This is a genomic window from Spirillospora sp. NPDC047418, assembly GCF_040643275.1.
GTDB lineage: Bacteria > Actinomycetota > Actinomycetes > Streptosporangiales > Streptosporangiaceae > Spirillospora.
Window position 1 is genome coordinate 1 of record NZ_JBEYTW010000067.1, and the last position, 17,765, is coordinate 17,765.

18 protein-coding genes are annotated in these 17,765 nt (G+C 70.7%); 6 read left to right on the forward strand and 12 right to left on the reverse strand.

What is annotated here, in order from left to right:
- Positions 1-77: 77 nt before the first annotated feature.
- The 9 genes from ABZ806_RS31630 to rarD form a co-directional block, all read right to left on the reverse strand.
- Positions 78-686 carry a GTP-binding protein gene (locus ABZ806_RS31630; protein WP_500221096.1) on the reverse strand — a complete coding sequence of 203 codons (609 nt, stop codon included), beginning with the start codon at positions 684-686 and terminating at the stop codon, positions 78-80.
- Positions 667-1,095 carry a DUF742 domain-containing protein gene (locus ABZ806_RS31635; protein WP_500221097.1) on the reverse strand — a complete coding sequence of 143 codons (429 nt, stop codon included), beginning with the start codon at positions 1,093-1,095 and terminating at the stop codon, positions 667-669. Before ABZ806_RS31635 ends, ABZ806_RS31630 begins: the two co-directional genes overlap by 20 nt.
- Positions 1,092-1,517: a roadblock/LC7 domain-containing protein gene (locus ABZ806_RS31640; RefSeq protein WP_500221098.1), complete on the reverse strand. Its 426-nt coding sequence runs from the start codon at positions 1,515-1,517 to the stop codon at positions 1,092-1,094. The genes ABZ806_RS31635 and ABZ806_RS31640 overlap by 4 nt, the downstream gene beginning before the upstream one ends.
- Complete coding sequence (locus ABZ806_RS31645) at positions 1,514-4,108, reverse strand: sensor histidine kinase (RefSeq protein ID WP_500221099.1); 2,595 nt, start codon at positions 4,106-4,108, stop codon at positions 1,514-1,516. Before ABZ806_RS31645 ends, ABZ806_RS31640 begins: the two co-directional genes overlap by 4 nt.
- A gap of 374 nt (positions 4,109-4,482) precedes the next feature.
- A complete protein-coding gene (locus tag ABZ806_RS31650) occupies positions 4,483-6,246 on the reverse strand; it encodes a prenyltransferase/squalene oxidase repeat-containing protein (RefSeq protein ID WP_500221100.1) in 1,764 nt (587 codons plus the stop codon).
- A complete protein-coding gene (locus ABZ806_RS31655; protein ID WP_500221101.1) occupies positions 6,243-7,202 on the reverse strand; it encodes a terpene synthase family protein in 960 nt (319 codons plus the stop codon). The genes ABZ806_RS31650 and ABZ806_RS31655 overlap by 4 nt, the downstream gene beginning before the upstream one ends.
- Positions 7,199-8,572, reverse strand: a complete 1,374-nt coding sequence (locus tag ABZ806_RS31660; protein ID WP_500221102.1) for a cytochrome P450 — start codon at positions 8,570-8,572, stop codon at positions 7,199-7,201. The genes ABZ806_RS31655 and ABZ806_RS31660 overlap by 4 nt, the downstream gene beginning before the upstream one ends.
- A 352-nt stretch (positions 8,573-8,924) precedes the next feature.
- Complete coding sequence (locus ABZ806_RS31665; RefSeq protein ID WP_500221103.1) at positions 8,925-9,284, reverse strand: hypothetical protein; 360 nt, start codon at positions 9,282-9,284, stop codon at positions 8,925-8,927.
- A gap of 38 nt (positions 9,285-9,322) precedes the next feature.
- Positions 9,323-10,195, reverse strand: coding sequence for an EamA family transporter RarD (rarD, locus tag ABZ806_RS31670; RefSeq protein ID WP_500221138.1), 873 nt, complete (start codon positions 10,193-10,195; stop codon positions 9,323-9,325).
- A gap of 132 nt (positions 10,196-10,327) precedes the next feature.
- Between rarD and ABZ806_RS31675 the strand changes: the two genes are divergently transcribed.
- From ABZ806_RS31675 to ABZ806_RS31685, 3 genes are all read left to right on the forward strand, one after another.
- Positions 10,328-10,636: a hypothetical protein gene (locus tag ABZ806_RS31675; RefSeq protein ID WP_500221104.1), complete on the forward strand. Its 309-nt coding sequence runs from the start codon at positions 10,328-10,330 to the stop codon at positions 10,634-10,636.
- Positions 10,612-11,028, forward strand: a complete 417-nt coding sequence (locus tag ABZ806_RS31680; RefSeq protein WP_500221105.1) for a PIN domain-containing protein — start codon at positions 10,612-10,614, stop codon at positions 11,026-11,028. Before ABZ806_RS31675 ends, ABZ806_RS31680 begins: the two co-directional genes overlap by 25 nt.
- A gap of 199 nt (positions 11,029-11,227) precedes the next feature.
- Entirely contained in the window at positions 11,228-12,433 is a 1,206-nt protein-coding gene (locus ABZ806_RS31685; protein WP_500221139.1) for an IS256 family transposase, read from the forward strand.
- Positions 12,434-12,591: 158 nt separating this feature from the next.
- On the opposite strand, the gene ABZ806_RS31690 is transcribed toward ABZ806_RS31685, so the two are convergent.
- The 3 genes from ABZ806_RS31690 to ABZ806_RS31700 form a co-directional block, all read right to left on the reverse strand.
- Entirely contained in the window at positions 12,592-13,602 is a 1,011-nt protein-coding gene (locus ABZ806_RS31690) for a hypothetical protein (protein ID WP_500221106.1), read from the reverse strand.
- Positions 13,602-14,174: an RNA polymerase sigma factor gene (locus ABZ806_RS31695; RefSeq protein WP_500221107.1), complete on the reverse strand. Its 573-nt coding sequence runs from the start codon at positions 14,172-14,174 to the stop codon at positions 13,602-13,604. The genes ABZ806_RS31690 and ABZ806_RS31695 overlap by 1 nt, the downstream gene beginning before the upstream one ends.
- Before the next feature lie 272 nt (positions 14,175-14,446).
- A complete protein-coding gene (locus tag ABZ806_RS31700; protein WP_500221108.1) occupies positions 14,447-15,661 on the reverse strand; it encodes an RNA-guided endonuclease InsQ/TnpB family protein in 1,215 nt (404 codons plus the stop codon).
- 95 nt (positions 15,662-15,756) lie between these two features.
- Here ABZ806_RS31700 and ABZ806_RS31705 point away from each other — a divergent pair, with 95 nt between their 5' ends.
- The 3 genes from ABZ806_RS31705 to ABZ806_RS31715 all read left to right on the forward strand — a co-directional run bounded on the left by ABZ806_RS31705 (position 15,757) and on the right by ABZ806_RS31715 (position 17,646).
- Positions 15,757-16,440, forward strand: coding sequence for a hypothetical protein (locus tag ABZ806_RS31705; protein WP_500221109.1), 684 nt, complete (start codon positions 15,757-15,759; stop codon positions 16,438-16,440).
- 67 nt (positions 16,441-16,507) lie between these two features.
- Positions 16,508-17,278, forward strand: coding sequence for a methylenetetrahydrofolate reductase (locus ABZ806_RS31710; RefSeq protein WP_500221110.1), 771 nt, complete (start codon positions 16,508-16,510; stop codon positions 17,276-17,278).
- Positions 17,275-17,646 carry a thioesterase family protein gene (locus ABZ806_RS31715; protein WP_500221111.1) on the forward strand — a complete coding sequence of 124 codons (372 nt, stop codon included), beginning with the start codon at positions 17,275-17,277 and terminating at the stop codon, positions 17,644-17,646. The genes ABZ806_RS31710 and ABZ806_RS31715 overlap by 4 nt, the downstream gene beginning before the upstream one ends.
- The last annotated feature ends 119 nt before the right edge of the window (positions 17,647-17,765 follow it).

Below are 17,765 nucleotides of genomic sequence, written 5' to 3' on the forward strand. Positions count from 1 at the left end.
GCGGCGGCGCGCCCCCCCCCCGGGCCGCGCGACCCCCCCCCCCCCGGCCCCCGCTTCTGCTTTCAGGCGTTCTGCTTTTAGGCGTTCTGGGTTTCGGGTTCGGCCAGGCCGCGGTACTTCATCGCGTGCAGGACGAGGTCGATGAGGACCTCCTTGCACGAGTCGATGCTGCGGGCGTCGCAGAGCATGACCGGGACCTTGGGCCCCAGGTTGAGGGCCATCGTGATCTCTTCGAGGTCGTAGCGCTGGGCGCCCTCGAAGCAGTTGACGGCGACGATGAACGGGGTGCCGCGGCGCTCGAAGTAGTCCACCGACGGGAAGCAGTCGGACAGCCGGCGGGTGTCGGCGAGGACGACGGCGCCGAGGGCGCCGAGCGAGACCTCGTCCCACATGAACCAGAAGCGCTCCTGGCCCGGGGTGCCGAACAGGTAGAGGACGTACTCGTTCCGCATCGTGATGCGGCCGAAGTCCATCGCGACCGTGGTGGTGTTCTTGCGCTCCACGCCGGAGACGTCGTCCACGCCGACACCCTGGTCGGTGAGGATCTCCTCGGTGCGCAGCGGCTTGGTCTCGGAGACCGTGCCCACCATCGTGGTCTTGCCGACCCCGAAACCGCCCGCGATCACGATCTTGACCGCGGTGGGGAGCCGGCGGGCGCGCACGCCCCTAGAGGGCCCGGAGACCATCGATCACCGCCTTGTAGAGCCTGATGTCGTGCATGTCCGCCTCCGGTTCGGGTTCCTGCATGGAGACGAACCCCTTGTCGAGCAGGTCGCCGAGCATCACCCGCACGGTCGCGACCGGCAGGTCGAGGTGACCGGTGAGCTCGGCGACCGACATGACGCTCTGGCAGAGCCGGATGATGGCCAGGTGCTCGGGACCGAGGCCGATCGCGCCCTCCGGCTCGGCGCTGACCGCGACCACCAGGGTGATCAGGTCGAACTTGCCGCGGGTCGGCTCGATGCGGCCGCTGGTCATCACGTACGGCCGCACCATCGGACCGGCCTGGTCGTCGAGGTAGCGGTCGTGCGCGGGCCGCGGCGCGGGATCGTCCGCCCACGGTTCGGGCGGCGGGGGATCCTCGGGGGGCATCATGCCGGCCGTCCCTCCCCGGCGGATTCGGTGCGCGCGGGCGAGGTCAGGTGGTGGCCCATGGCGGTGACGAGCATCGCCATCTCGTAGGCGATCAGGCCGACGTCGGCGTCCTCCTCGGCGAGGACGGCCAGGCAGGCGCCCTTCCCGGCGACCGTGACCAGCAGGAACGCCGAGGCCATCTCGACGATCGTCTGCCGGACGGGCCCGCCGCCGAACCGGACCCCGGCGCCCTTGGCGAGGCTCTGGATGCCGGCGGCGACGGCGGCGAGGTGCTCACCGTCGTCCTGCGTCATGCCCTCCGAGGACGCCATCAGCAGTCCGTCCGCCGACAGCACCACCGCGTTGCGGGTGTGCGGCAGCCGGTGGACCAGGTCGTCCAGCAACCAGCCCAGATCGGAGGAGGAACCGGTCTTCTGTGTCACTGATCTTTCTCGCCTTCCGCTGCGTTGTTGCCGGGATCCGTGCCGCCTTCTTGCGCGGGGCCTTCGGCCGCGCCGTCCTCCGCCGCGGGGGAGGGGTCCGACCGGGCGGCGTCGGACCGGCCGCGCCGGGTGCCGCGCTGGTAGGAGCCCATGATCCGCTTGATCTCCGCGGGGGAGCGGCCCGGGTCCTCCTGCTCCTCCGGTTCCTCGGCGGCGACGGGTTCATCGGCGCGCAGGGGCTCGGCGAGGTTCGCCTGCGGCACCCGGACGGGCAGGCCGGACGGTGTGGTGGAGATGTCGGGCACGGCTGGCTGGTCCTCCGGCTGGGTGGTGGCGGGACGCTCACCGTCCGCGGGCACGCCGGCGTGCCGTGCGGGCGGTTCCGTCCCCGGGGCCTCGGGGTCTGCCTCAGGGGCGCCGTCCGCGCCGGGCGCCCGCGCGGGGGGCACCGGTGCGGGGGAGGGCGCGGGGGCGGGCGCGGGGACCGCGACGAGCGCGGGCCCGGCCGGCTGCGGGCCGGTGCTCGCGGGCGGCAGCGTCGCCGTGGCGCCGGCGGGCACCGCGCGCCCGGCGGGCGGCGGGCCGGCCGCGGCGCCGACGGCGGCCGGGCGGCGCACCTCCAGCCCGTTCTGGGTGGTGGTGCCGGCCGGGACGGGCGCCGGGCCCTGCTCGATGATCAGCTCGCGCGGGATGACGATGACCGCGGTGGTGCCGCCGTAGGCGGACCGCTTCAGCGACACCTGCAGGTTGTAGCGCTCGGCGAGCTTGCTGACCACGAACAGGCCGAGCTGGACCGAGCTCTGCAGGTTGAAGTCGGGCGGGTCGGCGATCCGCGCGTTGATCTCGTTGAGCTTGTCGTCGGTCATGCCGAGCCCGCGGTCCTCGATGTCGATGGCGAAGCCGCTCGCGACGAGGTGGCCGCCGACCTGCACGACGGTGTCCGGCGGCGAGAACGACACTGCGTTCTCGATCAGCTCCGCCAGCAGGTGGGTGACGTCGCCGACGGCGCGTCCGGCCAGCTCCACCGGGCCGAACGGCAGCACGGTGACGCGGGTGTAGTCCTCGACCTCGCCGACCGCGGCGCGGATGACGTCCACCATCGGGACGGAGTTGCGCCAGCCGCGGGCGGGCAGCGCGCCCGACAGCACGATCAGGTTCTCGGCGTTGCGCCGCATCCGGGTCGCGAGGTGGTCGAGCCGGAACAGCTCCTCCAGCTCCTTGACGTCGATGTCGCGGCGGCGCTCCATCGTGTCCAGCATGGTGAGCTGCCGGTGCACCAGCGTCTGGGTGCGGCGGGCCAGGCTGAGCAGGACGTCGCGGATGCCGCGGCGCAGCTCGGCCTGCTCGACGGCGGTGCGGATCGCGGTCTCCTGGACGGCGTTGAACGCGCGTCCCACCTGCCCGATCTCGTCGGCGCCGAACCGCAGCGGCGGCGCCTCGACGGAGACGTCCACCTTCTCGCCGTGCCCGAGCCGCTCGACGACGCCGGGCAGCCGCTGCTCGGCCAGCTCCCAGGCGGCGTTGCGCAGCCGTTCGAGCTGCCGGACGAGCGCGCGGGCGGTGGTGATCGACACGATGATGGACGCGATGACGGCGATCAGCCCGAGGCCGCCGGCCAGCAGCAGCCGGATGATGACGCCGGTGGCGATCGGGGTGGCGCGGTCCACCAGCCGGTCACCGGACGACTGGATCTGGTGGCGCATCTCGGCGAGCGCGGGCTCGGCGACGGCGTCCCACTGCTGGGCGGTGATCGGGGGCCGGAGGGCGCCGCGGTTCTGCTGGGCGGTCTGCTGCGAGCCCTGCTGGCCGTTCTGCTGCCCGCTCTGGCCGTTCTGGCCGTTCTGCTGCGAGGTCTGCTTCGCCGGGAAGGTCCGGCGGTTCTGCATGATCTCGTCTTCGAGCGACTGGATCTTGGTGATCTTCGCGTTCTTCGTCAGGCCCGCGTACAGGGTGCGGTCGGTGTCCTGAATGGTGACGAGCGCCTGCGCGGTGTTGTGCCGCCGGGTGCCGGCCGTCTGGGTGAACGTGATGAGCTCGGGCTGGGTGATGCGGCCGGTCGCCAGGGAGCCCGCCATCAATGCGTCTTCCTGGGAAAGCAGTTCCCACATGCGGTTCAGCTCAAGGAGCGTGCGGGTGTCGCGGGCGAAATCCTTGTCGTCCAGCGTGGCCAGCGAATCGTAGACCCGGAAAATGGAGTCGACGACCTCGGAATATCCGGTCGCGATCCGGGCGCGGTCGGTCGACCCGGCGTCCACCGCGCGGCGGGCCTCGTTCACCGACTTCAGCCGGTCGAGCATCTGGTCGACGCGCCGTTCGAGGGTGTCGCCGCCGAAGCGCCCGACGTTGCCGCCGCGGGCGAGTTCGACGGCCTCCGCGCGGGTCTTGTCGGTTTCCAGGCGCTGCGCGTTCAGCGCCGCGCGGGCGGTGGCGCTCGGCCGCGCCATCTGCACCATCGACAGCCGGCGCTCGCGCTGCAGGTCGGCGAGCAGGGGGTCGGTCGGTTGCGCGAGGGCGCTGTCCAGCGTGCTGACGCCGAGCAGATTGACACCTTCGCGCAGCGTCACCCACGCGGCGAAAACCCAGAGTGCCACGAGGGAGAGCAACAGGGCCGTGATCTTGGTTCTCAGGCGCGAGTTGCGGAATCGCATTACTATCGCCCCAACAATATGTGAAATGGCTCGCAACCCGCATCGGCCGGTAGTAAGGGCCGGGCGGGTCGCGCTGTGTGGAGGGTGCAGGGGCGACGGTAGGCCGCCGTTCCATACGGCTTAGAAGACTAGCAACATGACCATAACGCCTCAAGGTGAATCGTCAACGCCGAACACTTTGTCGCATTTGGTGCGCGTGTCGGGTCGGTGGAGTGTGGCCGATTTCACCTCGGGGAAACATGGGGTGCGGACGGGGGCGCGGCCAGGGGCTACGGCGCGGCCTCCGAGGCGGGCACGGACGCGGGCCCGGACGTGGGCTACGGCGCGGCCTCCGAGGCGGGCACGGACGCGGGCCCGGACGTGGGTTCGGACGCGGGCTTCGAGGCGGGCGCGGACGCGGCCGTGCGGGCCAGATGCAGCGCCGCCAGCGTCCCCGCCCGGACGATCGCGGCGGGCCGGTAGAGGTCCTTGTCATGCCAGAGCGCCGGCTCGTCGGCCGCGCCGCGGTCGGCCCTGCTCAGCGAGCGGCGCAGGTGCGGGACGGCGCGCGCGACGGCGTCCCGCACGGCCGCGCCGGGGGACGGATCGGTCAGCAGCAGGAGTTGCACCGCGTACGCCGTCTCCTCCGGCGTCCCGTCCCAGCGGCCCCAGGAGCCGTCCGGGCGCTGCGATCCGAGGACCCACCGCCGGGCCGCGTCGACCGCGCCGGCCGAGTCGGCGCCGCCGAAGCGCGCCAGCGCGATCGCGGCGCACGTCGTCGCGTAGAGGGGGGACGCGTGCCAGCGGTCGTCCCAGCCGCCGTCCGGCCGCTGCTGATCGCGCAGCCAGCCCGCGGTCTTCGCGATGGCCGCGGCGTAGCGGGCCGTGTCCGCGCCGGGTGCTCCGCCGGTGCGCTCGCAGGCGTCGAGGTACTGCCCGAACGCCTCCAGCACGTGCGCGTTCGTGGTGACCGACGCGCCCTCTTCACCCTGCCACGTGCAGAAGTGGGTGTCGGTCTCGTAGGCGTAGAGGGGGTCGGGCCGGTGGTGCGCGCCGAGCAGCGCCAGCGCGTACAGGGCGCCGGCGGTGGTGTCGGCGTCGGCCGGCAGGCCCTCCGCCGCCGGGGTGCCCGCCGGGCCGAGCGGCGCCGTCAGGCTGAGGACGAGTTCGGGCGGGACGGTGACCGGGATGCCCGCGCGGACCAGCCACGCCAGCACCCAGCCGCGTTCGAACACCGTCAGCGGGAAGCCGCACGGCACGGGCCCGCCGTGCTGCGCCACCACGGTCTCCAGGTACCAGCGGGCGGGGCTGCTCGGGTCGTCCGCCGCCCGCCCGCGCAGCCAGGCCGCGGTCGCCGCCGGGGACGCGCCGATCGTGCCGGTCGGTTCCGGTTCGAGCCCGGCGGGGCCGGCCGGTCCGTCGTCGGCGATCTCCAGGGCGTGCAGGAGTTTCTGCGGGACGTCCGCGCCGGAGCCGAGCAGCGCGCGGACGAATGCGAGCTTCGCGCCGTCCAGCCCCGCCGGGGGGCCGAGTTCGCGTCCGGCCCATGCGTCGAGCCCGGGGACGGGACGGTCGCGCAGCCGCGCCAGCGACGCGTTGATCCGCTGGGTCAGGGACGGGGCGATCAGTTCGATCGCGGGCAGGTCGGGCAGTTCCACGGACGCGCCCGAGGGCCCGCACATCCGTGCGTCGATCGCCCGCAGCCCGGCGGCGGCCGACCGCGCCAGCCGGTCGCCGTCCACAGCGGTCCGGCGCCCGGCGGTCGGTTCGGGGGTCGGTTCGGTGGTCAGTTCGGCGAGCAGGGCCTCGACCGCGCTCAGCGTCGGGACGAGTGCGTACCCGGTGGCCGGTGCTCCCCAGGTGCCGTCCGGCCGCTGCGACTCCACGAGATAGGAGAGGCGCTCGTCGTGGCCGTTCAGCCATGGGGCGAGCGTCACGAGCCGGCCGGTCTCGTACACCGACGGTGAGACCTGCCCCCACGGGTAGGCGACGAGGCCCTCGATCAGCTCCCGCGCGGCTTCGACCGTGTCGGCATCGGCGTGCCCCGGGGCGCGCGGGGCCGGGACGGCGGTCATCGGTACAGGACGGTCGTCGACGCTCACAACGTGCCCCAGAAGTCGGTCACTCCGTAGAAGCCCGCGCAGAAGTCCATCTGCCGTTCCATGTAGCGCGCCAACTCCGGGACGTCCTTCGCGACGTCGTGGAGCAGCGTGCGGGCCTCACTGGTCAGCTCCCCGATTCGTTCCTGCACCTGCGCGCGCGTCCGGTCGAGGAGCAGGCCGTTCAGGTCGCCCCACTGGACGTCGCGCTCGTACGTGCCGAGGTCGTTCAGCAGCCGGACGACCCGCTGGACGGCCCGGCTGGCCTCGCGCACCGCCGGAACGTTCCCGCCGCCCCCGGACGCGATCCAGTGCGAGGCGAACACGAACGAGAACCCCAGGTTGTCGGCGTTCGCGAGGTACTCCTCGAAGGACGGGCCGGGCTCACCCTTCTCCCGCGCGGTCTTCCACTCCCATTCGAGGGCCATCGCGTCGAGCATGCGCTGCAGCTCGTCCCGCCAGACGTCGCGCAGTTCCGGATAGGCCGGTGCGCCGGCCAGTTCGTCGCGGACGTCGGCGAGAAAGCGCGCCAGCTCGTCTTCGGGGGAGGCACTGTCCGAGGCGCCGTCCACGTCACCTTCCGCAGGGGACGCGCCGTCCGCGATGCTCGCGCACCGCCGGACGAGGCCCGCGACCTCCGCGCGGGACGACGCGGCGTAGTCGATCAGCCAGTCGAGGCCGAAGCACCACAGGCAGACGCGGTTGGCCATGCGCAGCCGCTCGGCGCCGAGCCCGGGGCCGCTGAACGCCGCCGCGAGCGCGAGCGTGCTGAACAGCGCGGGATCGAACGCCTTCGCGTCGTACAGCGCGGGGTGCTCGGCGGCCCAGCCGCGCATCTGCCGCTGCGCCTGGCCCGCGACGGCGCAGATCGTCCCCGCCTCGAGGGCGGTCGTGGCCCGGCTCCGCGGGCTGCCCGGATGGGGAGGTTCGGTGGGGTCCCCGGACGCGGTCTCCGTCATCGCGGCCGCCCCGCCGGCTCCAGCTTCAGGTACAGCGGCTGGTTCGGCCGCAGGGTCGCGCCGATCCGCGCCTCGACCGGGCCGTCGGTCGGCACCAGCGACGGGCGGTACCGGCTCAGGATGGCGGTGAGGATCAGCTCCGCCTCCATGTTGAAGACGTGCCGTCCGATGCACTGGTGCGGGCCGCCGCCGAACGGGTAGTAGGCGTAGCGGTGCCGGGTGCGGTTCGCCTCGACGGTGAACCGGCCGGGGTCGAACTCCAGCGGCCGGTCCCACACCGATTCGAGGCGGTGCGTGAGGAACGGGCTGGTCAGCACGGTCTGCCCGGTCTTGATCGGGACGCCGCCGATGGTGGTGTCGGCGAGCGCGATGCGCGGGAAGATCCAGCCGACCGGGTACAGCCGCAGCAGTTCCTGGACGACCTGCTGCACGTACGGCAGCCGGCGCAGGTGCTCGGGCCGGACGTCCTCGTCCCCCACCACCCCGGTGATCTCGGCGCGGAGCCGGTCCACCACCTCGGGGTGCTCGGCGAGCAGCGGCCACAGCCAGGTCAGCGCCACGGTCGTGGTCTCGGTGCTGGTGGCCCACATGGCGAGCAGGTTGTCGCGGACCCAGCCGTCGCCGAGGCCGCTGCCCTCGCTCATCCGGGCCTGGCACAGCACGGTGAAGATGTCGTAGCCCTCGCCCGGGTCGTAGCGGAACCGGTCGACGAGCTCGTGCAGGGTCTCGTCCATGATCTGGAGCCCCTCGGCGAACGCGCGGTCGCCGGGCAGCGGGATCGACTTCGGGACGAACGGCAGCAGGAAGCGGAACGCGATCGAGGTGGCGAGCCGCTCCATCGCCGGGATCATCCGGTCGGCCTCCGCCTGCCGGATCTTGTCGCCGAACAGCACCTTGATCACGGTCTCGTGGACGATGCGCCCCATCTCCGGCAGCACCTCGATGGGCCGGCCCTCGCGCGCCGGCGCGTCCAGCTGCTGGACGGCCTCGTTGATGGCGAGCGCCATGTGGTCGCCGAGGGACCGGATGGTGCGGGTCGAGAACGCCGGCTGCAGGATGCGCTTGCTCAGCTCCCACTCGGCGTACTCGGACATGATGCTGTCGCCGAAGAGGCTGTGCAGAGGGCGCCAGAACGTCCCGTCCCGGACGAAGTTCTCCGATTGCTTGCGCAGCACCTGCTGGACGTGGTCAGGGTGGGTGACGAGGTAGGGATGGGATGCGCCGAGGTCCAGCCGGGCGATTTCGCCGCCGGCGGCCGTGCTGATGCGGAGGATCTCCCGCAGCGGGTCGCGCATGAGCCTGGAGACCGTGCGGTAGAGCGGGAAGTTCTTTGCTCTGTGGACAGGAGCGGCACCAACGTCAACGGACACTTCCGACTGCCCCCCATTGCGGAGTTAAAGCAATCGACCCCCTGCCGATGCCGTCCACACCGGGCGGGTGGGGCGGCGGGAGCAGAGGGAGCGATTAGAGACGTATGTGAGGCTTGGGCGATTTGTAGATTTCCGTGGAAGTATCACATGATCAATTAACGCGATCAAGGGGTGAGAAGGAAGAAATATCAGCCCGTTTTGGGTGACGTCCATCACTTGCCGGACGGGTTGTCCCGTTTGTCGAGCGATCTTGACAGCGTCCGCGCAGGTGGCCGCGGCAAGGAGGCGGTACGTCAGAAGATGAACACGTACCGTGACAGTCACATCGTGAGCAAAAACCCGCTCGCCGCGATTACTGGCGGCTGTGCCCGCTAGGCAGAAGGTCAGGCCATGCGAGCCGCCCCGCCACCCGGACCTCGCCGGTCACTTTCCGTGACCCGCAGTGCGCCACGACCGCGTAGGTGCTCGGCGCGACGTCCTGCTTCACGGTCGCCGTTCCGCCGACGGCCCGTCCGGTGAACGCCTCGGACACGACCCGCACCCGCCCCGCGCAGCCCGGCACCTCGACCCGGACACGCTCGCCAGGCCGTACCATGCCCGGCTCCAGCACCACGCCGTGCCGCCCGGTCGCGGTCGCCTCGCCCGTCGCCGGCGCGAGCATCCCGGCCGCCACGAGCGCCGTTCCCAACACGGTGACGGTGACCAGGCGCAACGCGACTCCTCGAATCCGGGCATTTGACGTGCGGCACTTTAGCCCGTCCGGACCGCCTCGGGGGCCGCTTCGCGACGTCCCGCCCGGAGCCCGTCCCATGTCAGCACCGCCAGCGCGAGCCACACCAGCGTGAACCCCGCCCACCGGCTGGACGGCATCACCTCATGCTGGACGAACACGCCGATGGCGAACTGGAGCATGGGCGTCAGGTACTGCAGCATGCCGACGACCGTCAGCGGCAGCCTGATCGCCGCCGAGTTGAACAGCATGAGCGGGACGGCGGTGACGATCCCGGCCCCCACCAGCAGCAGCACGTTCCCCAGCCCGTGGTGCCCGAAGGCCGCGTCCCCCCGCCCCTCCAGCGCGACCACGAAGACCAGGGCCGGCAGGAACATCACGGCGGTCTCGACGGCCAGGCTCTCGGCCGACGGAACGGCCGCGGACTTCTTCAGCAACCCGTACATGCCGAACGCGAGCGCCAGCACCAGCGCGATCCAGGGCGGCCGCCCGTAGTCCACCGTCAGCACGACGACGGCGACCGCGCCCAGCCCGACCGCCGCCCACTGCCCCGGCCGCAGCCGCTCCCGGAAGACGACCACCCCGAACACCACGCTGATCAGCGGGTTGATGAAGTACCCCAGCGCCGACTCGATCGTCTGCCCGCTGTTGACGGCGTAGATGTAGGTGCCCCAGTTCACGCTGATCACCACCGACGCCGCGACCAGCAGCCACATCTGCCGCGCCGTCAGCCCCCGCACCCACGTCCGCCGCGCCGCCAGCACCACCCCGACCGCGACCAGCGACCACATGATCCGGTGCGCGAGGATCTCGACCGCCCCCGCCGGCTTGAGCAGCGGCCAGTACAGCGGAAACAGCCCCCACAACGCATAGGCGCCGACCCCGAACGCCATCCCCCGCCTGACCACCCGCGAACCCTACTCCGTAACCACCCACCCAACCCAACGCTCATGACCCCATGACAGCCTCTCGGCTACTCCCCAAGCCTGAAGATAATTTGCTACTTGAAGTAGTAAACTGCGGCCATGGGTGAGGACAGGGAGTTCGGGTTGGGAGAAGGCCCGGCGGTGAAGGCGAGCGTCTCGCTGAGAGCCGGGAACATCCGTGCCGTCCGCGACCGGGTGGGCGCGCGTGGATTCTCCGCCTACGTCGATGCGGCCGTCGAGCGTCAGGTAGAGCGTGACCTGCTCGAAGAGGCCCTGCGTGCCAACGAGGACGCGTCGGGCCCGATCCCGCAGGTGCTGCGCGATGAGGCCGCAGAGATCTTCCGTGGCGTCAAGGCGGCACCCGAGTTGCAGGAGGGTGCCGAGTGGGTCGGGAACGAAGCAGGCTGAGCGCCGGCACACTCGTCCTCGACTGCGAAGGTTTGGTGAAGTGGTGCCAGGCCGACCAGCGCGTCACGGCGATGGCCCGCGAAGCTCAGGAGAACGACTTTCGCGTGGTGATCAGTGCACTCACCCCGATCGAGGCCCAGGACGTGCGGACCAAGCCGGACCGGCTTCGCTGGTACCTGTCCAGGCTCCGCATCGAACCGGTCACCGAAGAGATCAGTCTGGCCGCAATGGACCTGCTGCGCACTCACCGGCTTCACGGGCACAAGTACGCGATCGACGCGGTCGTTGCCTCCACGGCGCTCCGGTCCCCCAAACCCGTCGTCCTCCTGACCTCCGAGGAGGACGACATGACGACCCTCTGCGGAAAGTCCGTCAAGGTAGTCGCCATATGAGCCGCCACCGCTGACCGGCCACCCCCCCCCGCCGAGACGCTCGATGACGCGAGATCGGCTGGTGCGGGGAGTGTCTAATTAACGGCGGATCCGATGATCAAGGAGACGCCGGGTGACCGAAAGCATTGTTGAGGACGAGTCCGGGGAGCAGCCGGTCCAGGCGCCGCGGGGTGCGGCGTCGGAGGAGCAGCTGATCGCGATGCTGGTGGACCGTGCTCGGACCCAAGGGCTGCAGTTGACCGGTGAGGGCGGGCTGTTGCAGCAGCTGACCAAGCGGGTGCTGGAATCCGCCCTGGAGGGCGAGATCACCGACCACGTCGGCTACGACAAGTACGACGCGGCGGGCCGGGGCAGCGGCAACAGCCGCAACGGCACGCGGGCCAAGACGGTGCTCACCGATGTCGGTCCGGTCGAGGTCAAGGTGCCCAGGGACACCGGCGGCACCTTCGAGCCGCAGATCGTGCGCAAGCGGCAGCGCCGGTTGACCGGCGTGGACGAGATGGTGCTGTCGCTGTCGGCGAAGGGTCTCACCCACGGGGAGATCAGCGCGCACCTGGCCGAGGTCTACGACGCCCAGGTCTCCAAGCAGACGATCTCGACGATCACCGACAAGGTCATGGACGGCATGGCCGAATGGCAGAACCGGCCCCTGGACCGCGTCTATCCGGTCCTGTTCGTGGACGCGATCAACGTCAAGATCCGGGACGGGCAGGTCGCCAACCGGCCGATCTACGTGGTGATGGCGGTGACCGCGGAGGGCCACCGCGACATCCTGGGCATCTGGGCCGGCGACGGCGGTGAGGGCGCCAAGTACTGGCTGCACGTGTTCACCGAGTGCAAGAACCGCGGCGTCCAGGACGTGCTGATGCTGGTCTGCGACGGCCTCAAGGGCCTGCCCGAGGCGGTGGAGACCGTCTGGCCTCGCACGATTGTCCAGACCTGCATCGTTCACCTGCTGCGCAACAGCTTCCATTACGCGGCCCGCCAGGACTGGGACAAGATCGCCAAGGCGCTCAAGCCGATCTACACGGCGTCGAACCAGGAAGTGGCCGAGGAACGGTTCTTGGAGTTCCAGGAGGCCTGGGGCGGTAAGTATCCGGCGATCATCAAGCTCTGGTCGGACGCCTGGGCCGAGTTCGTGCCCTTCCTCCGCTTCGACGTGGAGATCCGCAAGGTCGTCTGCAGCACGAACGCGATCGAGAGCGTGAACGCCCGCATCCGAAAGGCCGTCCGCGCCCGTGGGCACTTCCCGAACGAGGCCGCAGCGATGAAGTGCATCTACATGGCGCTGATGTCCCTGGACCCGACCGGCAAGGGCCGCAAGCGATGGACCATGCGCTGGAAGGCACCCCTGAACGCCTTCCAGATCGAGTTCGAAGGCCGACTCACCCCGACTGCCAACTGAACACCTCAACAACCAAGATCAGCCGTTAACTTGACACACCCCTGGTGCGGACGGCGGAGCTGATCGTTGCTGTATGTGATGGTGATCGGTCATGAGGTAGACGTAGGTGTGCGGGCCGACCGGGTTAGTGGGCGGCCCGCACGGGTGGGGTGGGTGGGTTAGAACTTGCCGGATTTGATGTCGGCTAGGTTCACGCGGGTGGTGTGGTAGTAGATCGTGCGGGTGGGGGCGTCCGTCAGGGTGCTCGTCAGGGCTACGGGTTGGCCTGTGTCGGCGTTGATGACCACCGTTTCCGTCCCGGCGCCCGCCCAGGTGTCGGCCAGGGTGAGGGTGGGGTGGCCGGCCGTGGTGGTCTTGGTGACCTTGACCTTCGGCATCGTGGCCATGATGCGGAGCACGCCGGCCCGGACCTGGGGGTTCTCCGGTGCCGCGATCAGCGCGTCGATGGCGTTCGACCAGATGTGGTTGTCGGTGATGCCCTTCTTCTGCTCGGGGGTCAGCGGCTTCGGCGGGACGTACTTCTCGCCCCGCGCCTTGGCGGCGGCCTTGAGCTTCTCGATCTTCGTCCGCTCCCCGGCGCGGTTCGCGGCCTCGATGTCCGTGCCCGGGGGGAAGTTGGCGACGGCCATCCGTGCGCGCGCGGTGCCGAGGTCGCCCTTCACGGCGTAGAGCGCCACGCCTATGCCGCGCTTGTAGGTGCTGTCGCCTCTCTTGCCGGCGATGGCTCGTCGCAGGGCGGCGGCGTCGTTCCCCCAGTAGTAGACGCCGTCGTCGGTGTACAGGTCGATGCCGTTGTCGGCCACCTTGTCACTGGTCGGCGACAGGTTGCGGACGGTCAGCGTCGCATCGCCCGACAACTCGGGCTGCATGGGCGAGATCTCCGCCACCAGCTTGGTCAGGATCGGGTTCGCCTTCGTCGCCGGCGCGGGTGTCGCAATGGGTTCGCTGGACGACGTGGACGTGACGACCAGCGCCGTCGCCACGGATGCGGCGATCAGGGCGGCGGCGCCGAGACCCGCCTTGCGGCGCATGCCCCATCGGGCGCGCCGGGTCGGTGCCTCCTCGGTGGCCGTCGCCGACCGCAGCACGGCCCTTGCCTCCTCGTAGGCGTGCGGCCGTACCGGCTCGACGTCCCTCATGTTCTTCAGCAGGTCCAATTCGTCGACCATCAGTGGGCCTCCTTCACCGTGTTGTGGTCGTTCAGCAGTGCGGCCATCCCCGGCGCGTTCCGCAGCACCATGCGCGCCTCGTGCATGTGGCGGCGCGCCGTCCCGGGCGGTATGCCGATCGCCCGTCCCGCGTCGGCGACGGTCAGGTCCTCCCAGGCGACCAGGGTCACGATCTCCCGCTGCTGCGGGCCGAGCAGCGCCAGGGCGCGGCGCAGCACCGGCTCGGCGTCGACGCGGTCGTCGACGGCGGCCCACGGGTCCCAGCCGGACGGTGGGACGTCCGCCCGCGGCTGCTCGGGGCGGCGGGAGCGCCAGTGCCGCCGGAGCATGTTGTGCGCCACGCCGATCAGCCACGGGCGCGCGTCGGGGAAGGAGCGGTCGTAGGCCGCGCGGGACGCGAGCGCCGCCAGCCACACCTCGCCGAGCAGGTCCTCGGCCTGCTCCCGGCCGACCCGGCGGGCGAGGTAGGCCCCGACGGCCGCCTCGTGGTTCCGGACGACCTCGACGAAGGCGTCCTCATCGCCGTCGAGCGACCGGGCGATCAACTCCGCATCATTCGGATCAGATGTCATGACCCTCCTCGTGTCTGGATCGCCTTGCACCGGGGAATTGCCATCGGAGGGCGGAAAGCGTTCGGTGCTGGTCAGCGTCCTGCGGCGGGTGCGCCGGTTCGCTCGTGAGGGCCAGTATCCGACTTGGGGCCCATAAATGGGCAGTCGCAGAACGGCGGACCGGTCTAGGGTGTTGACGCTTCATCGCGCGGCTGTCGGCGCGCGGCGTCCCCCTGGCGAGGTATTGATTGACGTCCTCCCGCGCCTGAAGGCAGGGGATTCCAACCCGTCCCCTACGCAGGGAAGAGAACAGGTTGAGGTTCGCGGTTCACCGGCCCGCCCAACGGCGTGCCTCCCCGCGCGGCCACCGTGCGTCCCACGGCGGTGTCTTTGATGGCGGTGTCTTTGATGTTGCGGGCGGCGTTGACGTCGGCGTTGGCCCGGTGCCCACAGGCCGTGCACCGGAACACCGCTTGGCTCTCACGGTTCTCCGGGGCGCGGTGCCCGCATGCATGACAGGTCTGCGACGTGTAACGCGGATCGACCTTGATGACGCGGCCAGGCGCCTTGTGCCCCAGCCGGGCGAGGACCTGCCCCCAGCCGTTGGCGAGGATCGCGCGGTTGAGTCCGGCTTTCTGCCGCACGCCCGCGCCGGGCGCGTCGATGGTGCCGCGCGCCGACCGGGTCATGGCCCGCACGTTCAGGTCCTCAACCGCGATGGCATCGAACTCGGTGGCCAGGGCTGTGGTGGTCTTCTCCACCCAGTCGCGGCGCCGGTCGGCCTCCCTGGCCTTCAGCCGGGCGATGGCGGCCTTGACGTGGGCGCGGCGGTTCGAGCCGCGGCGAGCACGGGCGAGCTTGCGCTGGAGACGCAGGAGACGTTCGGCTTCCCGGTCGGTGAGGGCGGGGGCGTTCAGGAGTTCCCCGGTGGACAACGCCGCCGACACGGTCACACCCCGATCCACACCCACCGCCTGCCCGTTCCCCGGCGCGGGGATCGGGGCGGGGATGTGCGCGAACGCGACATGCCACCGCCCGGCCCGGTCACGGGACACGCGGAACGACTTCACATCCGGCGGGACGGCGCGGGTCCAGCGGAACCGCACCCACCCCACCTTCGGCACCCGCACCTCACCGACTCGGCGGGACATACGTCGTACCTCCCATGCGCGGCCACGCTGCCCAACGATCCGGAACCCTTCGCGCCGCCCGGCCTTCCGCCATGTCGGCCGCCCGTGCGTCGCGGTGAAGAAGTTCGCCATGGCTTGGGCGAAGTCTTTGAGGGCCTGCTGCTGGACCGTCTGGGAACCGGCGCGCAGCCACTCGAACGCGGCGCGGGCCTCCGTCAGTTGGCGGCACTGCTCGGGGAACCCCGGCGCCCGCCCACGACGCGGTGTCCACCAGGACTGCTGTTCGACGGCGAGGTTCCACACGAACCGGGCGTGCCCGCAATGCTCCAGCAGCCCCTGCTCCTGGACAGACGTCGGCTGCAAACGGTAACGGGCCACACACACGACGCTAGCGGAAGGGACCGACAGAACATGACTAGTTGGAGGGGCTTCCTCCCCGCCCTGAAGGACGGGGCATCCGCCCCAGAAGCCCGGTGAACCGTGCGTTGATTGTTGCCGTGACGTTGAGTGCGGCTCTTCTGGCCGGCTGTTCCTCCGGTGGCGATGACGCGGCCGGGGCGGCGAAAAGTGCCGGCACGTCGGCTTCGGCCACGCCGGCCTCGACGGCCGCGCCGTCCACGCAGGCCGTACCAGACGGGTGGCGCAAGATCGAGAGCCCGGAGGTCGGGCTGTCGATCGCCGTCCCCAAGCGATGGATCGAGATCGACGTCGGCACGGGCGATATCGTGGAGTCCCTCAGGAAGGCCGGAGTCTCCGGCGCCACGGCGGAGGCCATCGAACGAGGCGCGGCCCAACTGGAGGGCAAGAACCTGCTCTATGTGGTCGACACGGCCGGCGCCTCCGGTGGATACATCAACAACATCAGCGGCATCTGCGGGCCGAACGGCGGAGTCACGGCCGAGCAGTTGGAGCTCGTCACCAAGGTGGGGCTGGCCCGTGTCGGTGCCCAGGACGTCGAATCCAGCACTCTGACGATCGGCGGGATGCCCGCGGTAAGGGTCGATTACACGGTGAAGGCCACGATCGCCGCGCGCGCCGTCCAGTTCCGGGTGCTGGTGCCCGGCGACAAGATCTGCGGGCTGACCTTCGGGATGAAGCCGGGCGACGACATCAAGGAACTGGACGAGATCGCACGTACGTTTCGCGCCCTTCCCTAGTGCGACGCGGTCGGGAGGCCGTCCCGTACATTAGGGGCGGTTGAAACGCGGCGACTAAGGGGCGGGTATGGGGTTCGAGGTTGTTTGCGAGGTCGAGCCGCCTACTCGGCCCGATCTGCAGAAGGTGCGGCATCAGATCGGGGTGCTGAGTCCCGTCGCGGACTCGTTCCTGATTCCCGACAACCATATTGGCCGGGCCACCGTGTCGAGTGTGGCCGTCGCCCATGAGGTGCAGGCCATGGGCGCGCGGGGGATCGCCTGCCTGAACTCGCGGGACCGCAATCTGCTCGGGTTCCGCAGGGATCTGCTCACCGCCGCCGCGTACGGGGTCGAGCGCTTCCTGTTCGTTTACGGCGACAAGCCGCGTGCCGGCGGACGGACGAGCGAGCTGACCGTCCGGGCCATGATGGAGGAGGCCCGCGCGGCGAGCGAGGACGAAGTGTTCGCCGGGTGCCGGCCGTTCCAGGTGGGGGTGACGTCCGGGCTCCGGAGCGTGCCCGAGTGGAAGCAGGCCGCGGACTTCACGTTCGTCCAGGTCAGCTACTCGGTCGAGAGCCTGGTGCGGTGGCGGGAGAGCGTCGAGGTCGACGGGCCCGTCTACGCGGGGGTCATGGTCCTGGCCAGTGCCGGGATGGCCCGGAATCTGGCCGCGGCCATTCCCGACATCGATATCCCTGCGGAGCTCGTCGAGGCCGTCGAACGGGATCGGGCGGCGGGCGTCGCGGCGGCCTGCGAGCAGATCCTCGCCCTCAGGGACAGCGGCGCCTTCGACGGCGTGCACCTCGTTCCGGTGAGCCGGTATCGAGAAGTCGCGGCGCGGTTGGAGCGCGAACTGTGAAACCGGGACTGCACGGGCAGGTGTCCATCGTCGTGGGCGACACGGACACGGCCATCGCGGCGGGCAGCGGAGACGTCCCCGTGCTCGGCACGCCCCGGCTGCTGGCGCTCGCCGAGGCGGCGACCGTCGAGGCGGTCAGGAGCCATCTCGGGGACGGCCGGACGTCCGTCGGGACGCGCGTCGAACTGGAGCACCGCGCGGCCAGCCCGGTCGGCGCGCGGGTGACCGTGGAGGCGGAGCTCGAAGAGGTCGACGGTAGGCGGCTGCTGTTCGGGATCAGGGCCGTCGACGCGCGGGGCGTCGTGGGAATCGGCCGTGTCGAGCGAGTGGTGGTCGAGCGGGAGAGGTTCCTGGCGCGGCTTCAGTAGGGGAGCAGGCGGCCGGAGGGCGTCCTCAGGTCGGGCTGGCTCGGTGGACGTGGGGGCTTGGGGCGCTTGATGAGTTGCTGCCGTGCCATGGTGATCATCTCCCCCCAACGGGACCGGCT